The organism is Haloarcula rubra (genome assembly GCF_019599465.1).
Classification (GTDB): domain Archaea; phylum Halobacteriota; class Halobacteria; order Halobacteriales; family Haloarculaceae; genus Haloarcula; species Haloarcula rubra.
Genome location: NZ_RKLR01000009.1, coordinates 19729 through 44991, shown reverse-complemented (window position 1 = coordinate 44991; position 25263 = coordinate 19729). Strand labels below are relative to the sequence as shown.

The 25263-nt window shown below is 58.6% G+C and carries 23 protein-coding genes; 15 read left to right on the top strand and 8 right to left on the bottom strand.

Annotation, left to right across the window (positions count from 1 at the left end):
- Window positions 1-76: 76 nt before the first annotated feature.
- Complete coding sequence (locus EGH21_RS17910) at window positions 77-343, top strand: DNA-binding protein (RefSeq protein WP_220619815.1); 267 nt, start codon at window positions 77-79, stop codon at window positions 341-343.
- On the top strand, window positions 327-1838 hold the full coding sequence (locus tag EGH21_RS17905) for a hypothetical protein (protein ID WP_220619814.1): 1512 nt from the start codon (window positions 327-329) through the stop codon (window positions 1836-1838). Before EGH21_RS17910 ends, EGH21_RS17905 begins: the two co-directional genes overlap by 17 nt.
- Before the next feature lie 63 nt (window positions 1839-1901).
- Here the strand turns inward: EGH21_RS17905 and EGH21_RS17900 are convergent, their stop codons facing one another.
- The 4 genes from EGH21_RS17900 to EGH21_RS17885 form a co-directional block, all read right to left on the bottom strand.
- Entirely contained in the window at window positions 1902-2972 is a 1071-nt protein-coding gene (locus tag EGH21_RS17900) for an iron transporter (protein WP_220619813.1), read from the bottom strand.
- 231 nt (window positions 2973-3203) lie between these two features.
- Window positions 3204-4265 carry an iron transporter gene (locus EGH21_RS17895; RefSeq protein WP_220619812.1) on the bottom strand — a complete coding sequence of 354 codons (1062 nt, stop codon included), beginning with the start codon at window positions 4263-4265 and terminating at the stop codon, window positions 3204-3206.
- Window positions 4252-5559, bottom strand: a complete 1308-nt coding sequence (locus tag EGH21_RS17890) for a DUF7405 family protein (RefSeq protein ID WP_220619811.1) — start codon at window positions 5557-5559, stop codon at window positions 4252-4254. Before EGH21_RS17890 ends, EGH21_RS17895 begins: the two co-directional genes overlap by 14 nt.
- A gap of 77 nt (window positions 5560-5636) precedes the next feature.
- Complete coding sequence (locus EGH21_RS17885) at window positions 5637-6224, bottom strand: methyltransferase family protein (protein ID WP_220619810.1); 588 nt, start codon at window positions 6222-6224, stop codon at window positions 5637-5639.
- A gap of 170 nt (window positions 6225-6394) precedes the next feature.
- Here EGH21_RS17885 and EGH21_RS17880 point away from each other — a divergent pair, with 170 nt between their 5' ends.
- Window positions 6395-6733, top strand: a complete 339-nt coding sequence (locus tag EGH21_RS17880) for a DUF7471 family protein (protein WP_220619809.1) — start codon at window positions 6395-6397, stop codon at window positions 6731-6733.
- On the top strand, window positions 6730-7248 hold the full coding sequence (locus EGH21_RS17875) for a winged helix-turn-helix transcriptional regulator (protein ID WP_220619808.1): 519 nt from the start codon (window positions 6730-6732) through the stop codon (window positions 7246-7248). Before EGH21_RS17880 ends, EGH21_RS17875 begins: the two co-directional genes overlap by 4 nt.
- Before the next feature lie 46 nt (window positions 7249-7294).
- Here the strand turns inward: EGH21_RS17875 and EGH21_RS17870 are convergent, their stop codons facing one another.
- From EGH21_RS17870 to EGH21_RS17855, 4 genes are all read right to left on the bottom strand, one after another.
- Window positions 7295-7600, bottom strand: coding sequence for a cupredoxin domain-containing protein (locus EGH21_RS17870; protein ID WP_425433317.1), 306 nt, complete (start codon window positions 7598-7600; stop codon window positions 7295-7297).
- Window positions 7601-7741: 141 nt separating this feature from the next.
- On the bottom strand, window positions 7742-8992 hold the full coding sequence (locus tag EGH21_RS17865) for a ZIP family metal transporter (protein ID WP_220619806.1): 1251 nt from the start codon (window positions 8990-8992) through the stop codon (window positions 7742-7744).
- Between the two features lies 1 nt (window position 8993).
- Window positions 8994-10253, bottom strand: a complete 1260-nt coding sequence (locus EGH21_RS17860; protein ID WP_220619805.1) for a multicopper oxidase domain-containing protein — start codon at window positions 10251-10253, stop codon at window positions 8994-8996.
- Window positions 10254-10381: 128 nt separating this feature from the next.
- Complete coding sequence (locus tag EGH21_RS17855; RefSeq protein WP_220619804.1) at window positions 10382-11059, bottom strand: metal-dependent transcriptional regulator; 678 nt, start codon at window positions 11057-11059, stop codon at window positions 10382-10384.
- 219 nt (window positions 11060-11278) lie between these two features.
- Here EGH21_RS17855 and EGH21_RS17850 point away from each other — a divergent pair, with 219 nt between their 5' ends.
- From EGH21_RS17850 to EGH21_RS17800, 11 genes are all read left to right on the top strand, one after another.
- A complete protein-coding gene (locus tag EGH21_RS17850; protein ID WP_220619803.1) occupies window positions 11279-11446 on the top strand; it encodes a DUF1931 domain-containing protein in 168 nt (55 codons plus the stop codon).
- 75 nt (window positions 11447-11521) lie between these two features.
- Complete coding sequence (xseA, locus tag EGH21_RS17845; RefSeq protein ID WP_220619802.1) at window positions 11522-12574, top strand: exodeoxyribonuclease VII large subunit; 1053 nt, start codon at window positions 11522-11524, stop codon at window positions 12572-12574.
- A gap of 2 nt (window positions 12575-12576) precedes the next feature.
- Window positions 12577-12759, top strand: a complete 183-nt coding sequence (gene xseB / locus EGH21_RS17840) for an exodeoxyribonuclease VII small subunit (RefSeq protein WP_220619801.1) — start codon at window positions 12577-12579, stop codon at window positions 12757-12759.
- A gap of 203 nt (window positions 12760-12962) precedes the next feature.
- Complete coding sequence (locus EGH21_RS17835) at window positions 12963-13211, top strand: hypothetical protein (protein WP_220619800.1); 249 nt, start codon at window positions 12963-12965, stop codon at window positions 13209-13211.
- Between the two features lie 6 nt (window positions 13212-13217).
- Window positions 13218-13640 carry a DUF7985 family protein gene (locus EGH21_RS17830; RefSeq protein WP_220619799.1) on the top strand — a complete coding sequence of 141 codons (423 nt, stop codon included), beginning with the start codon at window positions 13218-13220 and terminating at the stop codon, window positions 13638-13640.
- Window positions 13641-13668: 28 nt separating this feature from the next.
- Window positions 13669-15405 (top strand): DUF8186 domain-containing protein, encoded by a 1737-nt coding sequence (locus EGH21_RS17825; RefSeq protein ID WP_220619798.1) that lies wholly within the window; start codon window positions 13669-13671, stop codon window positions 15403-15405.
- Window positions 15406-15408: 3 nt separating this feature from the next.
- Window positions 15409-16245, top strand: coding sequence for a hypothetical protein (locus EGH21_RS17820; RefSeq protein WP_220619797.1), 837 nt, complete (start codon window positions 15409-15411; stop codon window positions 16243-16245).
- A gap of 2 nt (window positions 16246-16247) precedes the next feature.
- Complete coding sequence (locus EGH21_RS17815; RefSeq protein WP_220619796.1) at window positions 16248-17363, top strand: TrbL/VirB6 family protein; 1116 nt, start codon at window positions 16248-16250, stop codon at window positions 17361-17363.
- A gap of 2 nt (window positions 17364-17365) precedes the next feature.
- Window positions 17366-18487 carry a TraC-like domain-containing protein gene (locus EGH21_RS17810; protein WP_220619795.1) on the top strand — a complete coding sequence of 374 codons (1122 nt, stop codon included), beginning with the start codon at window positions 17366-17368 and terminating at the stop codon, window positions 18485-18487.
- The gene (locus tag EGH21_RS17805) at window positions 18480-20687 is read left to right on the top strand and encodes a VirB4 family type IV secretion system protein (RefSeq protein WP_220619794.1); all 2208 of its coding nucleotides are present in this window, start codon (window positions 18480-18482) and stop codon (window positions 20685-20687) included. The genes EGH21_RS17810 and EGH21_RS17805 overlap by 8 nt, the downstream gene beginning before the upstream one ends.
- The gene (locus tag EGH21_RS17800; protein WP_220619793.1) at window positions 20653-24990 is read left to right on the top strand and encodes a primase-like DNA-binding domain-containing protein; all 4338 of its coding nucleotides are present in this window, start codon (window positions 20653-20655) and stop codon (window positions 24988-24990) included. The genes EGH21_RS17805 and EGH21_RS17800 overlap by 35 nt, the downstream gene beginning before the upstream one ends.
- Window positions 24991-25263: the final 273 nt, after the last annotated feature.

Below are 25263 nucleotides of genomic sequence, written 5' to 3'. Positions count from 1 at the left end.
GCGGAGAAGTTCGAACGTCGAACCAGAACGGTTTCAACGCTGACTGGCCTACGGCCGATTAACAGCTTTCGAGAGTATGTCATACGAAGGCACTACGGTTCCACAGCGTGACTCTCCTGCAGGGGAGTGTGATTACTGTGGGCATCCGTTCCCAACGACCGACCGCCTCGTCCTCCACAAAGGCTTAGAACATCCCCAAGAGTTGGATGCCGACGAGGAAGACGCGTTCCTCTCTGCCAGAGCGGACGAAGAAGACGAGTTACGCACGCTGCGTCTGAAAGCACTTGGAGCCCTTGTGCTCCTATACTTCGGTTTCTTAATGCTATATGCCATCGTCGCCTGACTCAGACACGAATTCTGGAGCACGCAGGGAGGGAGACACAGACTCAGGGCTAGAGTCGAGGCTTCATAATTGGGTCGTATCGAACACAAAGCTCAGACTCCTGATTCAGTTTGTAACCTGGGTCTCGGTATTGACGCTGTTTACCGAAACAGTCGCTGCCGGGAACGGAATGACGCTCTCGAAGCAGCCACGGGATACCCTCGCCGTTCCCCGATGGCTGTACCTTGCCACCGGTGGTGCCACAATCGGAGCCTCCGCTTTGCTGGCGAGTTTCGTCACTGATCGGGCGTTTATCCGTTATCTCCACAGCTGGTCGGTTCCTGGCCCAACGATTGATGACTGGCGAACACCTGTTGTGTGGACCGGACGTGGACTCGGGATCGTCGTCCTCGGACTGGCAGTGTACCTCGGAGTGACGGGCCCTCAACTCCCGACAGCGAGTTTCACCATCTTGGTCACGTTCGTCGTCGTTCGTGCAGGCTTGCCGATGCTCACGTATCTCGGAGGCAATCTCTGGCCAGTGCTGAACCCCTGGCGAGGAATCGTCTCGCTACTTCCAACTGGATTCCGGACGTATCCAGAAGGATTAGCCCGATGGCCAGCTGTTGGTGGCCTATTACTTCTCGTGTGGGTTGAGGTGATTTTTCCTGTCAGCACGATTCCGTCCGTTCTTTCGATTGCGATCCTCGGCTACAGTGTCGTCACAATCGCAGGCGCGGTACTCGTCGGTCCCAATGCATGGTTCGGGAACGCAGATCCGTTATCCGTCCTGTTCCGATTCTTCGGGGCTGTCGCCCCTGTAAAACGGCGGGATGGGAAGCTTACTGTAAAACTGCCCGGTAGTGACCTGACCAACGCAGACGTAATCACTGACACATCCGATGTTGCGTTCGTCATTGCGCTAATCTGGGAACTCACGTACAGTGGCTTCATCACGACGCAGACGGGCGCAGCAACTATCGAGACACTCGTCAGCCACTCCAATATCGGAGTGGGAGCTGTACAAATTCGTGCGATCCTCATCTACACGCTCCTTTTCGTCAGTGGCTACGTCGTTTTCTTCGGCGCGTATTGGTATGCTGGCGTACTCTCTCGGCGACGGACTGGGACATACATCTCAGCGAAACGCATCGCCTTTCGGTTTGCACCCTCGCTATTGGCTATCGCAGCGGGATATCACCTCGCTCACTACACTGGACTGGCCGTATCCCTCAGTCCGGCTCTAGGGATGGCGATTGTCTCCCCACTGTCGCCTCCAGCGAATCCCCTGACATTGTCTCCACCTGGATGGTTCGAGGGCTTGAGTATCGCCTACGTGCTCGTTGGGCATCTCCTCGCTATTTGGGCAGCGCACGCGACCGCCTACGAACTCTTCTCGAGTCGTCTCGTCGCGATCCGGAGCCAGTACCCATTCATTCTTGTGATGATCGGTTACACCGTCATTAGCCTCTGGATTCTCTCACTTCCAGGAGCGACGCCCCCTTATCTACCCTGATTCTGGTGGATTCGAGGGTACAGCTGGTCGCACACTGGCTGACAGAAGCCACCCTTCGGAACTTCACTCGACAGTGAACTCAACCGGATCCATATCGAGAAATGCGGTTTCGTAGCCATCGTGCCGCGCCAGTTGGGGTGGTGTCTCGACGGTGAGTCTGACCGTATCGCCCGTCTCGAGTTCATCGAGACCCATCCCATAGAAACTCCCGAGGTCGGGATCGAGGGACGCTTGGAGTGTCCCTTGTGTGATTGTGTCCCCTCCTCGGTCGAGTGTTGCTGAAAGAGCCATCCTCGGGAGCATCACGCGATTGTACGGTGTTCGAGGAGAGACGATCAGGAAGGGACCGTCACTATCACTAAACCGATGGTCACCGTCAACGAGAGCAACGAGTATCGTCGCATCACTGGATTGCCCTTCGTGGAGAAGTCGACCAGGAAGCTCGGATTTTGTCGGTACGACCGGTTCAGGGACCATTTCCATGTCCATTAGATCGACTGTCCCACGGGTACCGGCTTTGTCGCCTAACCGGCGAATCTCCAAATTGTACGTCTCATCCGTATCGAACGTGAACTGCATCGTGGCAGACTGTCCCTCTGTAAATCGCCCGTCGAATGGATTCGTACGAGCTGTCTGCAAGGGGCCGATCTGGAGCGTCACATCGTACTGTCCTTCCCCCGGAAGCGCGATATTGTCGCCGTAGTGGAACCCCATATTCGGCGAAATCATCGGCCAGAGGTTGGTCGAAGACACTCGACCGTCGCTGTTACTGATTTCGACAGAGACGTCGACCGGGAGGATCGTCTCCGTCTCGGTGTCCCAGACACTCGCCATCAGATGCACCGAATCATCCGACTGAACGACGACTTTCGTCTTTCGTGAGCCAGTGAGATTCCAGAAACGGTGCGGGAAGGAATGCATCAGTGCAAATCCGAGATCGCCGGCCGTCGTCGTTCCGTACATTCCCATCCCTTCGATGATTGCCGGATAGTAGACTGCGTCAGGTCGATCCTCCACCAGCGGTGGATCACGCCACGCGGACTGCGTCTCGAACCCGAGCTGACCCAAGCAACCAGACAGCAGCAGTCCTCCCGAGAGGGCGGCTCCCTGTCTGAGAAACGTTCGTCGATTCATCGTCCCATCTGCGATGGTATGTTTGGTTGGTTCATATTGAGTCGACCTCGCTGTCATCAACCGGAAGTATCTGAAACTGCCAGCCTCGGTCACTTTGTGACTGTCTACGCCAGGCGAACGACGAATCCGGTGAGTACCAGTAGTGAGACGACGCCGAGTAACGCCGCCAGTAAGAGGTGTTTCTCTTCCATGGGTTTGGCTTCGATTGGATTTCTAAAGACACCTTTGAAACTACAACGTCACCTGCACATCTGGCATATCAACGAAGGCTGTCTCGTATCCTTCATGGCGAGCCGTTTGTGGGGGCGAATCGACTGTGATCGTCAGTTCATCTCCCGTCAGTACGTCCGCAACCGTCGTCCCATAGTGATAGCGGAGATCTGAATCGATGGTTGCCTGCAGAATTCCGTCGAATACCGACGTACCGTCGCGTTGTAGTGTTGCCGATAGTGACATCATCGGCAGCATGGTCCGATTGTAAGGCGTGCGCGGAGACACAGCGAGGTACTTCTGCTCCTCGTCACCACCGAAACGCGACGCGTCTTCGACGACCGTAATCGCGAACTTCGCGTCTCCGCTCGTCTCCGAGCCACGCACGTCGCCGGGGAGTGCGTCTGGTGTCGGCACCTGCGAGTTCGGTAACATCTCCATGTCCATCAGGTCGACAGCACCCTTCGTGCCTTCCTTGTCGTCGGGGATATCCGTGTACGAGATCTCATTGAGCGTCGATTCGCTGAACTCGAACTCGAACGTGAACGATGTGTTTCCTTGGTTCTCGGCCAGCGAGCCGGTCCGTCGCGTCGACGGCCCGCCGATGCTGACCTCGACAGTGTATGTGCCGTCGCCCTGAAGTTGTGCGTTATCACCGAAGTGAAAACCCATCGGCTGGGAGAGCATCGGCCACGGCGCGAACTGATCAATCGACTCACCGTTCTGTGTAATCGTGAGCTGTGGATTGATATCGGGTGGGATAATCCCCGTCTGTGTCTCCCAAACGACCGGCATGAGATGAATCGAATCCTCGGGTTGAATCTCGACCTTCGTGATCCCATTCGGCTTCATCAGCCAGAACCGGTGCGCATACGAGTACGTGATCGCACACCTGTACCCGCCCTGTTCCTTCATCCCGGGCATTTTCATGCCCTCATAGTGGGTCGGATAGTATACTGCGTCCGGCCGGTTCTCGGGGAGCGGTGGTGCCCGCGCTGATCGCGTCTCGAACAGGCCGGCACACCCCGCGAGCCCTATGAGTGACGTGCCCCCGACCGCTCGAAGTACGTCACGACGATTCATGCGTCACCTCCTGTGCGTCCCCAGCCGGCTGTCCAGGCGGCAGCGCGCGCAACGATCGCGGGGGGACGAGGAAATTACCGCGACGCTCCGTACGGATGTACTGCAGGATGCCGTTGTTGTTTCGCTGACCGACGGCCGACTGCTCGGTAACATCAGTTCCGTTCATCGCTTCTCTCGTGTCGACGAAGTCGGTGATCCGTCGCTGGAGCGCTAAAAAGTGGAGACTAGCGGCTCCACCGTCGGTAGAATCGAAGTCACGCCGAAGGATGAGCGGTGAGTCATCGTCGTCGCGAGCGCGGGCGGATTTTTGAGAGTGGCCGACGACGCCCATCTCGCGGGCCGTTTCATCCGTCGGCTGACAGTCGTCGATTTTGCTGCTGGTCCCGAGATTGTCTCCAGCCCCCTCGATGACGTCGTTCTCGGCGTGGTACGGACAGAACATCTTCGCCTCACGCTGCCAACGATCGTCCTGATTGTACCACTGGTTGAGGTTGAGCTGGAGCTTGGAGATGTGCTGAGTCGTGCCACCGGCGAACGGCCCCGACTGGATCGTGACACGGTCTTCACTGGCCTGGTTCTTTTTGAATCCCGATTTGAATCCCATAAACAGGGGTGCGTCCTCCGGGACTTTGTCGGCCGGAACACCCTCCGCATCGTCTGCATTCTCCGCCGGGAGTCCATCCCCGATAAATCCAGTTCGCCGGTCGGCGAGTGAGAAGACATCGGTCAGTGCAGCGTCAGGCTGATCGACACCGTTGAGAGTCGATTTGTTCCCTTTGAGGGCTTCTTCGGCACCGAGCACCACCTGTGCCGTGTTACTTGCGAGATGGACGACCGCATCGGGCGTATCGAACTCGGGTTCCTCAAACGGAGCAAGTGCTTCCGGATCGGGGAGGTCAACGTCGTCGGGAAGCGAGTCGTCGAATCGGTAAAAGTATGCCGGAGAATAACTCACCGTGAGCAATAACCCGTCCCCGCTTCGCTCGTAGGCGTGTTCGATGCCACGGAGAGCTGTTTCAACTTGGTCGCGGTCGTCTTCGTTCGGTTGCCCGTCTCGTCGGTAATTCAAATAGAGAAGCACACGATGGCTCGGAGCGATGATGTTCCCATGGTCGTCCCGTGGGAGGACCTCATTCCAAGCGTGTTGACGTTGTGGATACGACGAGAGATCGTCCGGGCCCGTCGGGACATCGACCTCTTCACGGCCTAGACAGGCACTAAATGCCGCTGTTCCTCCGATAGCGATGGCCGACTTGAGGAATTCTCGGCGAGGGATACCTCTCTCATCACTCATTACCCGGCAATTAGGAAGTCAACGGAAAAGCGGTTCTGGTAGAGTTCTTGAATCCTCCCCTCAAGGCCGGTAGCGGACTATCTGGTGAAGAGCTTCTTCACCAAGTTCCACCCGATAAATCGGGGGGTCTGCTCGCGGTATTCATCGTATTCCTGGCCATACTGCTCTCGCAGCCACGGTTCTTCGGCAAACGGGAACAGTGCGTACACAAGGATGGTCAAGACGCCGTGTACAGCCAGTTTCCTGGAGTTCACTGCGATGATCGCGCCGACGATGAACGTAATGAATCCTACGCTCTGTGGGTTGCGCGTGTACTGGTAGATACCGTCCGTCCGAAGCTCCCCTTCTCTTCCACTGCTTTCCATCCACCCGAGTTCAAAGAGTGCTGAGAGGGCAAATCCCATACCGAGTGCGGCGATACCGCTACCTGCGAGTTTGCTCCAGCGTTCGGTGAAAATGAATGAATCCCGATCAAGCGCGGCCAGCACGGGAAACCCAGCGAACACGACGGAGAGCGCTGACCAATTGAACCACCACCGCCACGAGCTGTCGCCGATGGGCCACACTCGACGGTCAGGATGAACCGCACTGATGGCGTACCCGAAAATCAGCGTGACATCCGCGACGACTGCCGTCAGCAGCGCGCGATCTGAGAACGAGTACATATGTTTATGTGGTGATTGTGCAGGACAAAAAAGTGAGTCAATCGTGGTTCGTGCCCAGAGACTGCCCCCTCAGAAGAAGTTTGGAACCACCACCCACTCGCTATAATTCTAACATCCGGGGGTAATTCGAATCGACGTTCTCAGGTAACTGCGTTTCAAATTCAGCCCACATGGCGGGATTTATCCCACTTCATAGTGGGTTCATCGATCCGTGGTCCCTTCCGTTGCTCGCGGTGCTCACCATCGCGGCTGCCGGTACAGCGGTGCTTCTGGGACTAGCGATCGGCGCGTTCGTTCAGCGCCAATCTCGTCCATATCTGTTAGTTGTCGTTGCGCTAGCTGCCCTTTTTGGACGCTCTGCAGTTGCGGGGATCACCATCGTCGGCCTGTTTTCACACGCCGAACATCACCTACTCGAACACGGACTTGATGTTATTCTTGTTGCGCTCGTTATTGCTGCGGTCTATCACTCTCGAACCACTTCGAACGAGACCAATTTGGACACATGACACACCAACGTGACCGGATTCACGAGTATATTGCCATCCATCCTGGAGAACACTTCAACGCACTCACGCGGAGACTCGACCTTGCACCGGGACAGGTACAGTACCATCTCAGGGAACTCCAGAATCAAGGGAGAGTGGTGGAACTGCCTCTCTATGGCCGGATCCACTATTACACACCTGAATATGATGCGTGGGAGCGGGGAGCAATCGCTGTCATTCGCCGGGAAACAGCACGCGATATTTTATTCTGTGTTCTCGAACAGGGGCCATCCAGACCGAACGCTGTCACAGAGTCACTCGGGATTGCTCGGGGAACCCTCGAATGGCACTTGAATCATTTGACGGAGCAGAATCTCATCGAGAAACACCGAGATGCCAATAATCACGTGACGCTGGTCGCAGCCGAGCCGATTGAGACCGCTCGTCTCCTCGAAGAGATTACACCCTCGCTGTCCGATCGGATGATCGACCGATTCACCCGCCTCGTCGATAATCTACTAGCGGAGGGATCGTGACGAGTTTGCGGACGTGTTTCGTTGGAACGGGAACTTGATTGTTCGATTACTTTACCCGAACCGTCCCGACCATTCCGGACCCCTCGTGTGGGATACAAAAGTACCCGTACGTGCCTGGTTCCTCGAACGTGTGCTCGTAATTCTCACCCGGAGCGATGAGCCCCTCGGTGACCCGATTCCTCGCAGCCCGCTCTGATTCAAAGCCACCACTTGCGAAGTACGCGGCCTCGTCCGGAATCTCGTCTTCATATGCTGTGACTGTGTGCTTGATTTCGCTCTCGTTCGTCCACGTTACCGTCTCCCCCGTTTCTACCGTCGCAGTCTTCGGCTCGAACGTGAGGTTGTCGGGCATCGTGACGGTCTGGCCTGACGACGTCTGCCCACTCAAACACCCAGCCGTGCTGAGCGTCGCTAGGGTGGCAGTGCTGAGTCGCAATACCGTCCGCCGATCGTAGAATTCGGGTGTCATTGATACAGAGATGAGTAGTGCCGATTAGAGCGCCACGAAGAGGTCGGTCACGTACATTATGCCGAGACCGAGCAGAAATGCGAGTAGGTTCGTCGCACTCGCCACCCGACCGCCGGCGTCGCGAACCATTCGCGCGATCTCCCAGTCAACCTGTAGGATTGCACCAACCCCGATCGCGAGGAAGAAGGCACCGATCGTCGGCGAGTATGCGAGACTACCAATCCAGCCACCGAGGATGACTGGTGCGCCGGCGATTACGCCGAGCGCGGCGAAGTGCTTGAGAGCCGGACGTTCTCCTCGGGCGACTGGCGCGACGACAGCCGGACCCTCCGTCACGTTGTGGAGCATGAACCCGATTACGAGGAATGCGCCGAGCGACACACGCCCGAGTGCGAACGAACTCCCGATTGCCAACCCCTCCGCAAGGTTGTGTAGACCGATCCCGACAGCGACTAGATAGGCGATCCAGAGACCGCTACTCGCCTGTTTATCACCAGCGGCGACACGCCCCTCACGCCACGCACTGATCGCCTGTACCAAGAGGAGTGCGCCGAATATTCCGAAGACGATCAAGAGGTTGCCCTCATACGCACCCGGAACTCGTTCGGCGAGTTCGAACGCCTCGAACCCGGCGTCGAACGCCAAAAAGCCCAGTACGCCAGCCGCGAACAAGAGCACGGCGTGTAGCCACCGATCGCTCATCGTCTTGATGTAGGGGAACCAGAGCATCCCTAAGGCGACCGGGATCACGCCGACGAACAGTCCGATGACTGCGAGCGTCCCAAGCAGACTGAGGCTAAACCCGGGGGACTGGCTCGGCGCGACGATCGTGTTATCGAATGTCGCTCCGTCGGAGAGCACGAGAGTGACGTCGAGATCCCACCCTGGATTCCAGTGATACGGAATCACGATCTGTGCGCTTTCCATCGGGGCGAGTGTTTGGTCACCACCGGCTCCTTCGACTCGGAAATCCCAGTAGGCCTCATCGACGAGAACCTGTGATATCGTCACAGATTCGGGCCCGTTGTTCGTCACGTGCAGGACGACCGTTTCGTCGCTCGGAAGCGTCGTGTGCGTGATCGTCACGTCGGGAAGTGGTTCGCCGCTCTGTACTCCGGCGAGCGGGGACGTGAACGCGAACACGCCTAAGACGAGCACGAGCAACACGATTGGGAGTAACGCGCTGACCCATCTCGGAAGGCCAAGCGGTCGTGTAATTTCTTCCTCGGCTGGAACACCACCGTCCGTTGTCGAATTCCGTGTCTTGTCCGTCATGTTAGACCACCTCGAAGAAGCTCATCCAGCCGAGTTCGGCGAACTCAGACTGGTGGGCGTGGAACATGTACAGCCCGGGCTCGTGATCCGAGTAGTCGATCTCGAGAATACCGCGCTGGGCCTGACACTGCATAATCGTGTCCACAGTCTTGTTCGTCGGCGTCAGGGTCGTCCCATGGTCGTAGTAGTCGAAGAACTGCGAGTGTGTGTGGAACGAATTGATGAGATCGAACTCCGTCGCATTAGAGAGGTACACTCGCTGGCGTTCGTTCTTGTCGATCTGGATGGGGCGTTTGGTCTCGCCCGCCGTCCAGTTGCCGTTGCCATCGGTAGCACCGACGCCGTATCCGAACGCCCGCGTGTTCGCTGCGTAAACCTCGTTTCCGCCGTCGAAGTTGGTATCGAACGAGTTCATCACCATCACCATCTCGTTGACGGCGTCGTTTTCGGCGTACTCGTGGTTACGACTCTTCGCCTCAGCGACGAGTTGCTCTCGGAAATCATCAGTAATCGGGCCCGGGTAGTTGACGTACTCGCGTGGGCTCTCCCTAACGCGTTCAGGGTCCGGATCAACGATGATCGTGCCGTAGAGTCCGCGGTGGATGTGCTCTTTCAGGGGGAGCGAGTGGCAGTGATAGAAGTGCGTACCGGCGGGCTGTGCGATCCACTCGTACGTGAATGACTCACCCGTATCGAGAACGCCAGGCCCATTTTGTGGGATCCCATCCATTCGCGGGTTGAGGTTCTTCAGGTGTGGGTGAATCGTGTGCGCGTGTCGTCCCAAATTCGTGAACTTCACGCGGATCAGGTCGCCCTCGACGGCGCGAATCGTCGGCCCCGGCACCTGGCCGTTGTACGCCCATGCCGAGAACTCGACGCCCGGCGCGATTGCTATCGTCGTGTCGACGGCAGTGAATTCGAATTCCCGTACGGTTCGGCCGTCCTCTTCGTAGACCTGTTGGGGAACGTTATCCTGTCCGCTCTCTCCGGTATTGAACGCAGTGAGGAACTCGTGCGGGTCGAAGTTCAAATCACGATATTCGCCCACCGCTCCGAAGTTACCGTGTTCATCCCCATTGTCGTGATCGGGGGTGGCACTTGCCCGGGAGCTCCCGAGTCCGACAGCTGCACTCCCAGCGACACCGAGCCCGCCGAGGACCGTGCGGCGACTGACACTCGTTTCACCAGTGAGTGATTCGACCAATCGCTCCTCAAGCCGTTTTGTGATGTCTGCTGCGCTATTGTAATCTATCGATGGCATGATCTCCTCCGCTGGTCAAGCCTTCGCATACCCATACACGTCCATTGTCCCACCCAATACATAAATTAGACCCATCTAAACTTAGATTGAGTCTAAACTAATATCCTCGCTCATGGAGGCTCATCAGTTTAGTTTGAAGCTCCAGTGAGCGTTTGAGTGGTTATAATTCGGGCAACTTCCTCAGGAAGTGCAACTCGTTCGTCAGTGCCATCAGGATCAAGCGTCACCATCCCAAATGAGGTGGTCTCAACAATTTCGACTACCGTTGTTGGGGTAATCCCGTGTTCAGACAGGTACCGGAGTAGATCTGGGTCATGGTCTGGCACCCGTTCGATTCGAACCTTTTCGCCAACCTGCTGATCAGCGAGTGTTTCACCGGATTGTGGCGGTGAAACGTCCAGATCCGCTGTGGGAATCGGGTCGCCATGCGGGTCAACTGCCGGATTCCCTAACTGCTCTGCAATTCTGTCGGCAAATTGACTACTGATATGGTGTTCGAGGCGATCTGCTTCGTCGTGTACCTCAGCCCAATCGTACTCGAGGCGCTCCGTCAGGTATCGTTCTAAGAGCCGATGATGGCGAATGATTTCGAGAGCGATAGGAATTCCAGTGTCTGTGAGTACAACGCCCTTGTAAGGTTCGTAATGGACAAAATCGCGCTCGGCCAATTTTTTCACCATACTGGTGACTGAGGGTTGTTCTACGTCCATATGCTCAGCGAACGTCGAGGTCCGCACCCGTTCATCCGTTTCGTCTTGGAGGTAATAGATCGCTTTGAGATAGTCCTCCATGATGGCGCTCAGCATTAGAGCGAAATTAGATGGGGCTAAGTTTATAGTTTGCCACGGGGTGGTTTCTGATGTTGCCAGCTGTGGGCGTAATTCTGAGATGGGTCCGGTTATCGCCACGTTCAACACTGGCGCATTGATTTTCCGTATCTTCCTGTTGTGTTACTCACTGATGCTCAAAATGGCAAATCGAAAATTCGAACCTTTATAATATAGACGAGAGAAGTCCGCGATGGAATGTCTGACCTAATCGTCAAAGCAGCCGTGAAGGACACACTCTCGGACCACAACGTCTCGGCGGATTTCTACGATGCGCTCAACGAAGCGGCCGCCGAACTGCTCGACGACGCCGCAAAGCGTGCCGAGGCCAACGACCGAAAGACTGTCCAGCCCCGCGACCTGTAGGCCTGCGTAACACAGCCAACCCCATCACTCGAACGTAGCTTTTTGAGGTTCCTGTTCAGACGTTAGGAAACGAAGATGGCGGACGCACCGGATACCGAACGGCAGGCAACTGAACCCGATACAGGAGAGGTCCTCAGCGTTACAGAGCTGAACGACCGGATTGCGTCGGTCGTCCAAGACACGCCTGCCCTCAACGGCGTCCGCTGTATCGGGGAGGTCACTGACCTCCACAAGAACAGTACGGCGCTCTACTTCACGCTCACCGACGGCGAGGCCGAGCTTCCCTGTATGATCTGGGCGAACCGCTATCAGAAGATGGACGCTGACCTCGAGGACGGGACGGAGGTCATCCTCGAAGGCGATATCGACTACTGGACAGAGGGCGGGAAAATCGACCTCAAACCGTGGGAGGTGATCGTCGTCGGCGACGGCGACCAGGCAGCTGCCGTCGAGCGACTGCGAAGCGAACTCGAAGAGCGTGGGTGGTTTGACGACGAGCAGAAACAGCGCCCGCCGGCGTTCCCAGAGCGGGTTGGGGTCGTAACCTCCCTCCGTGGCGATGCCCGCTATGACATCCAGAACGCGATCCACGAACAGGACCCTACCGTCGACATCCTGGTGAAGGACGCCACCGTCCAAGGGTCTGAGGCGCCCACGTCCATCGCGAATGGCATCCACCATCTGGACCGCTCCGAGCAGGTCGACTCGATCATCGTCGGCCGTGGCGGCGGGAGTGATTCGAACCTCCAAGCGTTCAACACCGAGCGGGTCGCGGAGGCGATCTTCACAGCGAACACCCCGATCGTCACGGCGATCGGGCATACTGACGACCGGTTAATCGCCGATCAGGTCGCGGATGTAGCGACGATCACGCCGACGGCCGCTGGCGAGTATATCGTGAATTCCAGCGAGGAGTTCTTCGCGGGCGAGGTCAAGCCGCTGGCCCAGCAACTCGACGCCGCGTACGAAACCTTCCAGCAGGAGCACGAACACGAACAGGAACTCGCCGAAGCAGTCGACGAGGCGGCCGCATCCGAGGGGCTCCCGCCGGTCTACTACAAGGCCGCAATCGCTGTGTTGCTGTTGCTGTTGTTGGCCATCACTGGGCTTTGGTTGGGGGTGATCTAGGCGTGGCAAACGATCAAGAGATCCACGACCGGCTGGCCCGTGTCGAAGAAATCATTGAGCAGCTCGATGCGGACGAATGTGACCTCGATGAAGGGACAAGGCTCCACGAGGAAGGCCAGGAACTCTTGGCCGAGGTGCGAGAAATCCTCGACAACGGGCGTGGAGGGGTCGTGGAACTCGAGTAGAGCGCCATCCTAACCTTAACCAACAGTCAACGGAATCTAACCCCATTGTTGGTTAACGGTACCTTTGCGAGGTGAACGAACTCTCCGGTTATAATTTACTTTAGCTTTTTGCGCCGGTTGGTGGCCAGAAAGCATATACCGATCTTCTAGCTATCGCACCACCATGGACCGGGGCTCAACCGGTGCATACCCACCCCGAACATATGATCACACGGGCAGTCACCATCGAAGATATCGATGATCTGTACCTGACGTGGAACAGCCATATCAACGGGTCCGCCCTCTATCGCCGCGCCCTCCGAGATGAGATGGAGCTTCGCGACGTCGACCCCGACGAGCTTCGAGATCTCTTCGAACGGGCCCGCGAACAGGGCCATACGAAAGACGAGATCGTCGAGGAGACCAACCGCTACGCCGATCTCAAGGCACTCGTCGACGACGCAGAGGAGTAACCCGCTATGTCACAGGACAATACGCCCTCCGAGACGGCCCCGAATCGCGCCGACAGCCAGTCCACGGCGGCAAGTAGGCTTCCCAGGCAAGCTATGTTCATCGTCGTCGTCCTGAGCCTGTTCGCTGTGGAACCCGCCGCCGCACAGACGAATGCCGTCTGTAGTGCGGACAACCTTCCCAGCATGATCGAGGGCTTCTTCCAGCTTACCACGGCGCTGGGCATTGTCGGCCTCGCAGTCGTGTGGCAGGCCGACTCGCTTATCGAGATGTTCACGATCACGCCCGACCAGAAGAAGGGACTCAAGCGCCACAAACGGTCGGCGATGAAGTCCGCGGTCGTCCTCGTCGCCCTCGGGCCACTCTACACCGTCGCTGGGTCGATGATGAACCTCCCGTTGGCGCAGTGCGTCGACCTCGCCCCCTGGTAGGCGACTACCACCCCCGTCGCGAGCCCCCATGACACAACGAGAGCTCTCCGTGCTAATGGCCGCCCTGTTCGTGACGAGCTTAGTCACGGGTCTCGTCACTGCAAGCCCGCCACGGCCAGGCACGGAGGGAAATGGGCTCACAGAGAATGAATCAGCCACGCTGTGGTCTCGCGACGCGGACAGCTACATCAGCCAGGAGGAGTACCAGCAGCGATACGGCGAGAGCCGGACCGCGATGCACCAACTCGCAAACGGGACGGACATCACGTTCAAGCGCCCGCCGGCGACAGCTGCAACGTGGACGCGAAACGATTTCGCTGATCTCGAACCCGGTGGGTCGGATACGTCCGTGCATCCGCGCCACGCGTCGCTCGAAGACGGGGTGTTCATCGAGGACGCCCACGCCACGGTGTTCGCTGTGCAGCCGTCGACGCGAGGTCACTTGGAGTCGGGTGAAACACCGCTCTATATCGCACCGAACGGCACGATGCGGGGGTTCGTTGACTATCGTGTTCGCGTCCCGAACGGAAGCTCTTCAGGGAACACGACGATCGAGTGGTCGCTCGCGAGCAACGAGGTCGAGGAGGTTCGATTGAAGAAGGACGGTGAAACCATCGTCGAACGTGATGGCTCGCACACGCCGGCCCTCGACTACCAGATCGAGGATGACTGGAGTGCAAATCTCACGCTTGAAGCCGAGATCAGCGTCCGGTTGAAGAAGACCACGCGAATCGACCGAGGCGACGAGACCGATGTCGAGGTCACGTATCGTACCGAGTCGCTCAACGTCTCGGACTCGATTGCCGTCGAGATCTACGACCTCTCGGCGTACCCCTACTACGCCGAGTATCCCAATGGTGACGCTGGTGTGGCTATCTTCCAGTCCAGACCGTGGCAAGGGTACACGCTGACGGAGAATGGAAGCGCACGAGTGCGTGGCGTCTGGCGGTTCTACACCGCTCGGAACACCAACTGGGATACACTCGTCAGGTCGAACCGGACCGACAGCGCCACCGTCAAGTCTGACGCGATTCCGGTCTATGTTCACGCGTATCCGTCGCGAATCGGCCCGCGTGCTGAACCAGTTCGCGATGGCCCAGAGATCATCGATACATGGGGCACTAACCGACCGTCTCCGGACGGAACGCTCGGTGAGAACATCAACATCGACATCGTCAACCAGTCGTACACAACGACGTACGGTGTTGCGGTTCGCGCGGAGAACGTCGACCGCAACGCGCTCCAGGTAGCGGGGATCGTGCGGGGTGTGAACGCCTCGATTGTGGCACCTGACGCTGGCTCAGAGCGGCAGCTCCGGCGCAGTAATCTGACTGTTGAGGTGCTCCAGCAGAACGAAAGTCAGGCCACACTCCGCATCGAACTCCGAGACAACGAGACCGGCGCACCAATCGTGCTCAGCGATCCCGACCGACGATATCCAATCGGTGGGAACACTCGCAACGGGTACATCACCGTCGCAGAGCAACGCGTCGAGACCAACGCCTCCGGGGTGGCGGTTGTGACGATCGACGAACCGGGCATCTACACGGCTCGGTACCACCCAGGTTCGTGGCTCGGGCACGACCCCGCGTATGTGAGTGCGACGGCAACTGTTCGCTGGCACCCGCTCGGCACCATCGACGGTTGGTTCGCCTTCATTTTCGAGGTCGGCTGGCAGCTCATCCCGTTTATTGTGATGTTCTACGCAGGCAAGCGGCTCCTCCGAATGCTCGGTCCAGAAGACATCTTCCAACGGAACCCATAGTCCATGACTAGAAACCACCCACACATCAGTCGGCGAACCGCCCTCCGAACAGTCGCAGGTGCTGCCCTCGTGAGCGTCGCGGGCTGTCTGAACGACAATGGCGGTTCTGGGCCGCCTGGTGACGGAACGACCTCTCCAGATGGCAAAGGTCCACTCACGCGTATCGCTGTCGAGGGGACAACACTCGTCGTCGAACTCTCCGAAGAGGCCGACATTGACCAGGTCAACCTCATCCAACCGAACGGCGAGCTATTCGGGAAGCGTGACGTAGCCGCGGGTGCTCAACAGGTCTCGTTCGAGATCAGCACCGCGTATGCGCCCGGTGAGTACCGCGTACTCGCGTTGAAAGGCGAGGAGACAGTAGTTGAGACCACGACTGAACTCCGTCCAGAGATTCAGATACAGGATGTTGGACTCTATCGGAATAATCCAGATAAGCCGTGGGACGAAGTCTATGGTGAGAGCGAGACTGACCGGATCAAGAATGGCGAGGCATTCGTCACGGTAGAGAACACAGGAAGTGGTCCGGAAGCGATAACTGAACTAATCTTCTCCGGAGACGTTCCCAATCCAATTGAGAACCCCAGAGGCAGTGGAATGCACGAAACCGACCGGGTAGTAATCTCCCCTGGTGAGACGGCCGACCTGTTCAGTAATTCGTTCCCGTTCGGTTCAGAGAGTGAGGACGGAATGGGGTGTTCCCCAGATGGTAACAGCGGGCAGTTCACGGTTATCGTCGAGACCCAAGTCAGTGGCAATCGGGTCACGAGTACCTACAATGTCCAGTATTCCGGGTCTGACGAGATGACTGACTGTGAGGTCACGATCACGGAGGCCTGACGATGGTTGATCTCATTGACGTCGTTCTTGAGGGTATCAAAGGCGTCGTTGATTGGTTCATCGGGCTGTTCATGGACGGTCTCAGGTCGGGGTATGAGACTCTGACTGAGGGAATGTTCGGAACCCCGACCCCAGAGACGAACGGAGCATTTGTCTTCGGTGAACCAACCAATGCACCCTGGCCAGCGATTCACGATGCTCTCATCGGCGGCGAAATCATGCTGGTTGCCCTTTTGCTCCTCGTGATGAGCGTCCAAGGGCGTCACACAGTTCGAATCTTCAATATCGGAAGTACCTACGAAGCCCGAAAAACCAAGAAAACAGCCTGGGTCGGAGCTTTTCTAATCATTACGTGGTATTGGGTTGGAACTCTCGCGCTCTACCTCGTCGACGGGTTTACCATTGCACTGATGCCGGAGCTTTCCTCCGTAGCCTCAGCGATGCTTCAGTTCTTGGGAGCAGCCATCACAAACCCCGGACTGGGGCTATTGTTCGCCGTGATTGGTGGAATCTCGATGTGGGCTCTGGAGGCGCTGTTTTACATCCGGGTGATCCTGCTCTATGTCTACCTGTACGGAATGCCGATTGCTATTGCACTGGCCTACGGAAACATTCCGGTCGTATCCGATATCGCGATGGGGTTCTGCAAACGGTTTGTCCCGTTGGCTGTCCTCCCGCTGCCGGCAGCGATGGTCCTCAAGGGATACGACTTGATCTACTCTGGTGGGACGCTCACACCAGAATCAGCGTTCCTCAAATATCTCGTCGCTGCGTCCCTCCCACTGGTCGCACTCTTCATCACGTGGAAGACGTTCAAATACGCGACCCCGTTGACGGCCAAAGTCGTCGGCGGTGCGACGAAAGGCGCAGCCCTCGTTGGCGGTGTCGCCGCCGGGGCCTACGTCGGTGGCGCCGGCGTCGCGACGACCGCCGCCCGGTGGGGGCCGAAAGCCGCCGCTGGCCACGCCGTCGCGCAAAAAGCAGCTGCCCGCGGTGGGCACGGAGCGGACGATGGCGGCACGCCGTCGTACCGTCGAACGGAGAATGACCCAGGTGGAGCAACAGCGGAATCGGCGAGTGACGGACGCGGGATGGACTTTGATCGAGGAATCCACTAACAATGTCAACAGATCAAGACGCGGCCGCACGGCGCATCATGGATCAGTTCGGCGAGGAGAGTCGCATCCCGTATCTCAATATCGAGGAAGGGGACGTCGGCATGCTCATCGCCTTCCCCATTATTGGGCTGTTTATCGCTGGCCTCACCGGGATCGAGTCGCTTGCCCTCCCGTTCGTTGCTGGCGGGCTTGGCTTTGGCGTTGCCGTCATCTACGTCTCACCAACCCACCTGAACGCCTGGACGTGGACGAAAGACGTCTATCGGTACCTCAAACGCCCTCAGGTCACGTTCAGTGCGCCCGCCGACGCCGACACGAGTACCAACGAGTCAGAGCGGAACGAAGGCGGACTCGCGAACTACACGCCGTTCAAGCCGGACGAGCGAACGCAGGACCTCACAAACATCAAGCGGGCGTGGCCGGGCGCTGGCGCGATCCAGCGTGAAGACGGCGCGATGGAGGCGTTCATCGAGATCGATCCGGCCAACATGGATTTCGCGATGTCCGACGACTGGGCGCAGCTGCAGGACGCCGGCGAAGAGTTCGCTAACAAAGAGCTGGACTCGAAGCTCAAACTCCACGCCACAACCCGTTCCTTCCCGGTCGAGCAGATCACCGAGACCATCGAGGATCGACTCACTGACGAAGACGTCACGGAGAACCCGATTTTCCGGGAACTCCTCGAAGAGTACCGGGAGACACGGCCGAAGGAAATGCGTGACCGGGGTATTCAGCAGGTCCGGTACTACATCGGCGTTGAAGTCAGCCCGATAGAAGTGTACGACCGCTTCCGCGACGAGGGCACCCCCGCCGAGAAGCTGACCCAGTTCCCCGTCATCGGGTTCCTGTTCAACCCGTTCGTCACCCGCCGCGAGGACCTCACCGACGTCGAACGTCGTGCGCAGATGTTCGAGAAGCTCGACAGTCGCGTGAACGACGTTCGCTCCGAACTCATACAGCAGGCGTCGGGGTGGTCCGCACGCCGCCTCAGCACGGTCGAGCTGTTCGTCCTGAATATGGACTTCTGGAACGGTCGCGAACATGACTACGACGAGGCGGAGCGTGTGGTTCGCGACCAATCGATCATCGGCCACTCGCGCCGGGAGGACCCACACGATGCGTAACGTGATCCTCCAGACGGGTGGTGGCGCGCTTGGCTCCGTCGCCGGGTGGCTCCAGAATCTGACGCCAGCAGAGAGTGCAGTACTTGCCCTTGCAATGGGTCTCGGCCTTGGCGTCGGCAGTAAGTACCTCTGGGACCGCTTCACTGCGGATGATGAACCAGACGTGGACTTCACCGATGTCCTCGAGGAGGAGACACTCGAAGAAGGCGAGGCCGAACGCAAGCTCCTCGACGACATATCGGAGTCGCACAAGACCGTTACCGCGCCCGGAGCTGTCGAGTGGGAAACGCGCGCCGCACGGGTCGGCGAGCAGTGGACGACGACGCTGTACATCGCTAACTATGCCGACTATCCCAATGACGGATATCTGAGCGACCTCTTCGAGATGACCGACGTCCAGTTCGATCTGACGGCCCACATCACGCCGAAAAATCAGGAGCGGGCCCGGAACGAACTGCAGGACATCGCTGACGACCTTCAGGTGGACGCTGACCTCGAACAGAGTATCCGGAGCGCGTATCTCCAAGAGCGCGCGAACGAGGCCGCAGCGACGTACAAGGCCGTCGAGAACGGCGCGAACGTCTTCGACCAGGGGATGTTCATCACCGTGCGGGCCGACGAGAAAGACGAACTCAGAGATGCCGTCCAGACGGTCAAGAGCGCGCTCCGCGACGACCCAGCGAACCTCACGCCGAAGACGGCGATCTGTCGGCAGGATCTCGCTCTCCAGTCCGCCGCGCCCATCGGTGACAACGAGTTCGGCCGGACGTCGATCGCGCTCGGCGGCGCCGTCGGGGCGTTACTCTCCTCGCCGCACAACGCGACGATTCTCGAGGAGGGCGGCGTCGAGTTCGGGATTCACAAAGACAACCAGAGCCCGGTGGTCATCGATCCTTTTGCCCGAGATAACGGGTACGCGATGTTCACCGTCGGCGATACCGGCTCGGGGAAGTCGTTCAGTTCCAAGCAGAACTTCATCCGCTCCATCGAGCAGAGCAAGGACCGTATCGGCATCATCCTCGAACCCCTGAACAACTGGGCGGGCGTCTCAGAGGCGCTCGACGCCAAACGCATCACGGTCGGCGGGACGCTCGGCCTCAATCCCCTAGAGATTCGGGAGACGCCCGAGCACGTCCAGCGGGCGATGGGCGAGGACGCGAGCCCGTTCAACGAGAAACTCGACGACGCGATGAGCTTCCTCACCAACTTCTTCGCCCTCCGTGGTATCTCACTGGGAGACCGGCGAACCACGCTCGAACTCGCCCTCAAACGTGCCTACCAGCGCAACGGCATCACCGACGACATCTCGACGCACAGCAATCCGAGTCCGACCATCCGCGACATGATGGACGTGTTCGAGGATATGGTCGACGACCCCGAGGAGTTCGTCGTCCGGTCCGACGAAGAGGCAGGGAAGATCAAGGAGGATGCGACGTGGCTCCTCGACCAGCTCCGCCCCTTCGAGGACGACGGTCGCCACGCCAACCTCGGCCAGGAGTCCGACTTCGACATTCGGGACGAGAAGGTCATCTACCTCGACCTCGCTCAGCAGGAGGGCAGCGTCGACAGCAGCACGGCACTGACGATGCAGTTGCTGATCTCGCTGGTCTACGAGCGGGCGAAGGTCTCGGAGAAGGAGGTAGTGTTCTACATCGACGAGGCGCGCTACATCATGCAGGACGCCGCGAGTCTGGCGTTCCTCGAGACGGTGTTCCGGCACCACCGACACCACGACCTCTCGATTCGGCTGGTCACCCAGACCGTCGACGAGTTCTTCGAGCACGCCGAATCTGAGGCCATCCTGGACCAGTGTGCGGTCAAGCAGTTCCACCGCCTCGACGGGATGGATGATGAGTGGGCCGACGAGTTCGGGCTGAACTACGCACAGATGCGGTTCGTCCAAGACGCCGTCCCCGGCAACGAGGACGCCGGCTTCTCCGAGGCCCTGGTGGGCGTCGACGGCGAGTGGCGCGGCATCCAGGTCAAAGCGATGCCCAAGGAGAAGCAGGTCATCGACTTCGAGCCAACCGAGCAACGGCGAGACTCACTCCCGGGGACTGGTGAGAATGCTGTGGACGCGGAGGTGCAGGCGTTCCAAGACGATATTGAAAGCCGAGCGACCGACAACGGACAACGCCCACCTGAGCAGACGCCAGCAGAGACTGATGGTGGCGCAGCGGGAGGTGACGACGATGCGTGAGTACCTTCGCGTGACGCCGACATCCGAACAACTCACGCCGGAGCGTGTGCCCCAGGCACTGGAAAGCCTCCACAAACTGACCGCAACGGACTCGACAGGGCTGGTCGACAAACTGAATCCACTACATAGCGAGACACCGCCCCGGTTCGAATTCCTCGCGCTCAGCGAGGGGAAAGATGACCCCGTCGAATTCTACTACGGTGCCGACGACCATCTGGATACCCTTGAGAAACGGCTCCGGTCGGTCTATCCCGAGACGTTCGACATCGAGCGTACCGAGGTCGACATCGCATCCCGACTCGTACAGCCTGTCGAATTCGACCGCGAGACATTCGTCGAGCACTATGAGTCAGGCGAGCTCACGTACGAGTTCGGTCCTGACGAGCAATACGAGTGTGGCACTTACGACAACAGTCAAGCGGGGCCAGGGGACGCCGAATCAGTCGCGGATGGAGGAACGGTCGGCGACCAGTTCCCCGACCACTTCATCGAGATCGGCGATACTGCCTTCGAACTCGCCCCACCAGATACGATTCCCGATGATGAGCCACTCACCACGCTTGCCAAACCAACGGTAACATCAGAAGGGACGATACTCGCCCGGCCAGCGACCGAGACCGTCTCCCCACTCGGCGTGCGGTGGCAAGGGTCGGCGACTCGGAAGCAGGACTGGATGACCTCACTCTCACCATTCACTGCCGACGACGAAGCAGAACTCCCAGCCGTCGATCAGCCAGGAGGTGCGCTCGCGTCGCTCGTCGACCATCTGATGGAGGCGACAGCACCAGTAGCGTTCCAGGTGGTCTTTCAGCGACGCGAGAGCTGGCAGTCTGATGCCGACCTTCGCAAGGAGGACGTCATCGACGGACGGGACACACTCGCTCAGGAGATTATTGGCTCCCTCTTCGAACTCGACGATCAGCCGGAGAGCCGGGACAGAAACCAGCTGAGCGACGCGGTTGCAAATCGTGTCGCGGCAATCGAGGCGACAAATCCGAAGCGCTCGTTCACCGCGAACATCCGAGCGATCGGGATTCCGTCCGGGGACGACGGTCGCGATGATCTCGATGATCGGATGCAATCACTTGTCCCGGTATTCGACCCGCTTGACGGACCGTACTACCAGGTTGCGGCCGAACGAATACGTGACAGCGGCTTGCGGGCAGCCACAAAAGAACGGAACGCACGAGCGGCGCTGCAGCGGCTCTTGGATCGTGAGATCACGACCGGTCGTGGGACGACCCGACCGGAGTTCGTCCTGAGTGGTCGAGAACTCGCGCACTTCGTACTCGTCCCCTCCTCGGAGCAGCTTACTGTCGAGGGGGCACGTGGGACGCGTGCGGAACAGCAGAGTCGGAATCCGTTGCCCCGTCCGCACCAGGACCTTATGGGTGAGTTCCGAGACGGGATGGCAATCGGGTATGCCCTCGACGACACCGGCGAGGCCGAAGACGTGCCGACACACATTCCACCCGGACTGTTGCCCACACATTACGGCCGGTTCGGAACAACCGGCTCTGGGAAATCGAAAGCCCTCATCAACGATATGCTGTCGCTGTACGACAACACCGAGGGTCCGACGATCCTCATCATCCCGAAGAACGACGATATGGCCCAGAATTATATGCGGGCTCACGCGCGTCGGTTCGGAATGACCGACCTCGAAGAGAACGTCGTCCACTTCCCAATCCCGGACGTGCTCCCCGGGTTCTCGTTTTTCGATCTCGAACCGTCGATGGAGAGCGGACGGCGCCGCGAAGACGCCGTCCAACGGAAGGCCGACCACTACGAAGAGATTTTGAAGCTCGTGATGGGAACCGACCGCTACGAGCGGGCGACTGTGGCCCCGACTCTCATCAAGACGCTCATCAAGGCACTGTTCGACGAGGAATACGGGCGTGAAAACGGGCTGTACCGAGCGTCGACGGACTACTTCGCCCACCGACAGCTCGAACACGTCGTCGACCAGCTCTGGGAGGCCGGGCCACCGAACGAGAACATCGGCGACGCCCCACGGTCGAGCGACGAGGAAGTCACGCGGACGATTCGACGGCAGCTCCAGTTAGATCCAAACACCTTCGCGAACGTGATGGGTGGTGTCGGAAACCGCCTTGCGTACATTTCACAGGATACACACCTACGGCAGATCTTCAACAATACCGAGAACCAGTTCGACTTTCGGGATGTCCTCGACGAGGATACGGTCATCCTCTTCGACCTCGGAAACCTCCGCGACGACGCTGCCCGGATCATGACCGGTGTGATCCTGACCAATCTCGATGCAGCTCTCAAGGACCGCAAACAGGCCCTCTCCCAGCACTCGGACGACTACGTCGTGAACTTGCTCGTCGACGAGGCAGCGTCGGTCGTGGTCTCCGACATCATGAATGATCTCCTCGAGAAAGGCCGGGGATTCCGGCTCTCTGTTGGCCTGTCGATGCAGTTCCCCGAACAGATGGAGGCTGAAGGTGGGCGGAAGATCTACCTGAATGCTCTGAACAACATCGGCAGTTCACTCATCGGGAAAATCAACGTCGACCGGGAACTGGCGCGAGCGATGGCCCACGAAGAGATGGACCCCGTGGATTTCGCCAATCGGATTCGTTCGTTGCCACGAGGGGAGTGGATCGCCAGCCTGCCAAGCCCGACGTTCGGTGAAACGGGGCCGTATCCGTTCAGTCTCGAACCACTCCCGATTCCACCGGGCCACCCCGAGAGCGAATCCCCGCTCACTGAGCGTGAAGAGGGGCATTTCACTGAGACACTCTCCTCGATGCACGAGGACATCAATGACGAACACGGCGTGCCGGCCGCAACAGACGCCTCAACAACGAGAACACCGACCGACGGACACGGAGTGCTCGATATCGCGAGCGACGACCTGGACGTCGCGATTGCGACGGTGGTCCGGAGTCTCCAGCTTCGAGAGGAGTGCCGGGAGGAGAACGGCTGGGTGGCCGTTGAAGCGGTTGACGACGAACTCAGACGCCTCTTTGACGACGTCGACGCCGAGCCGCCATCGTATGATGCACTCGCGGACATTCGCGAACGATCACGATACCTCGATACGACCGTCGATATCGACGCCGACGAGCTCCGCATCCGGCTCACTGACGCCGGAGAGGATGTCTCGACACCCGATACTGGTAGCGTGCAGGCCGCTGGTGGGAGTGTCCACGACGCAGCACTCCTCCAGATCGAAGAAGAGCTCACCGCACTCGGCTTCACTGTCTCGATCCTCGCACAGGATGGCAGCGAGAAACCTGACGCGAGGGCGAGCCACCCCGACGTTGCCGACCGGTTCGCCATCGAAGTCGAAACGACGACACCCGAGAATCCCGCAAAGGTGCTCACGAATCTCCGGAAAGCCCAAGAAGCAGGGGATATCCCGCTGTTTGTCGTTCGCCCAGGAAACGACGAAACTGAGTGGGCCGAGCGTGTCGACGGCATTCTCACACCACCCGTCCGTACCCTCCAGAATGGTGAGACACGGTTCTACACGACTGACTCGAATCTCACGTTCAACGGTGGAGCGACCGAAGAAGGTGGAGTGACGGCCGTGCGACCGGCGACCGACGACGAGAACGGGACCCAGAATATCTGGCAGCGTGATGGCGACGAGATCGTCCTTCGTGATACCAGCGGGACGGAACACATCCGCCTCCCGTCGCTTGGAACACTCTCGAAAGATCGTGTTCCAGCCATCTACAGCTACGACCACGCTGCCGACGAGTACGTCGTATACGAGCACGGTGAGCAACACATCTACGAGACGAAATCGGCGTTCGAGGACGACTGGGTACGTGTCAAGAAGCCATTCGTCCCCGAAGCCGACCTCCCCGTACCAGACTACACACGTTCGACGTACGGCATCCTTATCCTTCACGATGAGGCGAAATCGGTCGTGTATGAAGACGGTGAGAAGCGGCCACTCTCGGCAATCACTGACGGGGCATTCCGTCCCGCATCGCCTGAATCAGCGGCCGCTGACGAACCACCCAGTCAGACCGACCAGGCCGATGAGAAAGTCGAGGAAGACCAATCGCCACCGTCGTTCGAAGCGTTTGTCGACGAATATCTCGTCGAAGACGCGGATGAAGCCGTGCCGAAAGACGATGTATTCGGTCTCTACAACGACTGGGCAGAGGCACACGGAATCGACGATCCGCTGAATAAGAGTTGGTTCACCCGGAAGCTCAACACCCACATCAAGGTGTACTCCACGAAGAAGCGAATCGACGGGGAACCCGTCCCGCATTACACTGGTGTCCGCATCCGGTCTGAAGAGGACTTTCAGCCATGAAATGGACGTACACGGTCCAATTCCCGATATCATCGGGACTTCTTGAGACCTGTTCCACCCAAGCTGAATCATGACCTCATCCAATCAAACTCGAAGGTCGGAAATCACCCGACTGCGGCATGTTCCACCCAAATCTTCAATGGGTGGAACAGCTACGAAACGGCCGAAATGGGTGGAACACGCTCACGTCCAGCGATTTTTAACCTGCTATAGCGGGTGTTCCACCCAACAACCAACTAGGATAGAACGGGGGGTCCCCGTTGGGACCAAGGG

Excerpts from the sequence above, each read along its gene's own strand:
- EGH21_RS17870 (WP_425433317.1), bottom strand. The coding sequence starts at position 7,600 with ATGCCCGACAACCTCACGTTCGAGCCGAAGACTGCGACGGTAGAAACG.
- EGH21_RS17805 (WP_220619794.1), top strand. The coding sequence starts at position 18,480 with ATGCGTAACGTGATCCTCCAGACGGGTGGTGGCGCGCTTGGCTCCGTC.
- EGH21_RS17820 (WP_220619797.1), top strand. The coding sequence starts at position 15,409 with ATGACTAGAAACCACCCACACATCAGTCGGCGAACCGCCCTCCGAACA.
- EGH21_RS17890 (WP_220619811.1), bottom strand. The coding sequence starts at position 5,559 with ATGAGTGATGAGAGAGGTATCCCTCGCCGAGAATTCCTCAAGTCGGCC.
- EGH21_RS17850 (WP_220619803.1), top strand. The coding sequence starts at position 11,279 with ATGTCTGACCTAATCGTCAAAGCAGCCGTGAAGGACACACTCTCGGAC.
- EGH21_RS17895 (WP_220619812.1), bottom strand. The coding sequence starts at position 4,265 with ATGAATCGTCGTGACGTACTTCGAGCGGTCGGGGGCACGTCACTCATA.
- EGH21_RS17865 (WP_220619806.1), bottom strand. The coding sequence starts at position 8,992 with ATGACGGACAAGACACGGAATTCGACAACGGACGGTGGTGTTCCAGCC.
- EGH21_RS17910 (WP_220619815.1), top strand. The coding sequence starts at position 77 with ATGTCATACGAAGGCACTACGGTTCCACAGCGTGACTCTCCTGCAGGG.
- EGH21_RS17815 (WP_220619796.1), top strand. The coding sequence starts at position 16,248 with ATGGTTGATCTCATTGACGTCGTTCTTGAGGGTATCAAAGGCGTCGTT.
- xseA (WP_220619802.1), top strand. The coding sequence starts at position 11,522 with ATGGCGGACGCACCGGATACCGAACGGCAGGCAACTGAACCCGATACA.
- EGH21_RS17825 (WP_220619798.1), top strand. The coding sequence starts at position 13,669 with ATGACACAACGAGAGCTCTCCGTGCTAATGGCCGCCCTGTTCGTGACG.
- EGH21_RS17860 (WP_220619805.1), bottom strand. The coding sequence starts at position 10,253 with ATGCCATCGATAGATTACAATAGCGCAGCAGACATCACAAAACGGCTT.
- EGH21_RS17880 (WP_220619809.1), top strand. The coding sequence starts at position 6,395 with ATGGCGGGATTTATCCCACTTCATAGTGGGTTCATCGATCCGTGGTCC.
- EGH21_RS17900 (WP_220619813.1), bottom strand. The coding sequence starts at position 2,972 with ATGAATCGACGAACGTTTCTCAGACAGGGAGCCGCCCTCTCGGGAGGA.
- EGH21_RS17830 (WP_220619799.1), top strand. The coding sequence starts at position 13,218 with ATGTCACAGGACAATACGCCCTCCGAGACGGCCCCGAATCGCGCCGAC.
- EGH21_RS17810 (WP_220619795.1), top strand. The coding sequence starts at position 17,366 with ATGTCAACAGATCAAGACGCGGCCGCACGGCGCATCATGGATCAGTTC.
- EGH21_RS17800 (WP_220619793.1), top strand. The coding sequence starts at position 20,653 with ATGGTGGCGCAGCGGGAGGTGACGACGATGCGTGAGTACCTTCGCGTG.
- EGH21_RS17855 (WP_220619804.1), bottom strand. The coding sequence starts at position 11,059 with ATGCTGAGCGCCATCATGGAGGACTATCTCAAAGCGATCTATTACCTC.
- EGH21_RS17905 (WP_220619814.1), top strand. The coding sequence starts at position 327 with ATGCCATCGTCGCCTGACTCAGACACGAATTCTGGAGCACGCAGGGAG.
- EGH21_RS17875 (WP_220619808.1), top strand. The coding sequence starts at position 6,730 with ATGACACACCAACGTGACCGGATTCACGAGTATATTGCCATCCATCCT.
- EGH21_RS17885 (WP_220619810.1), bottom strand. The coding sequence starts at position 6,224 with ATGTACTCGTTCTCAGATCGCGCGCTGCTGACGGCAGTCGTCGCGGAT.
- EGH21_RS17835 (WP_220619800.1), top strand. The coding sequence starts at position 12,963 with ATGATCACACGGGCAGTCACCATCGAAGATATCGATGATCTGTACCTG.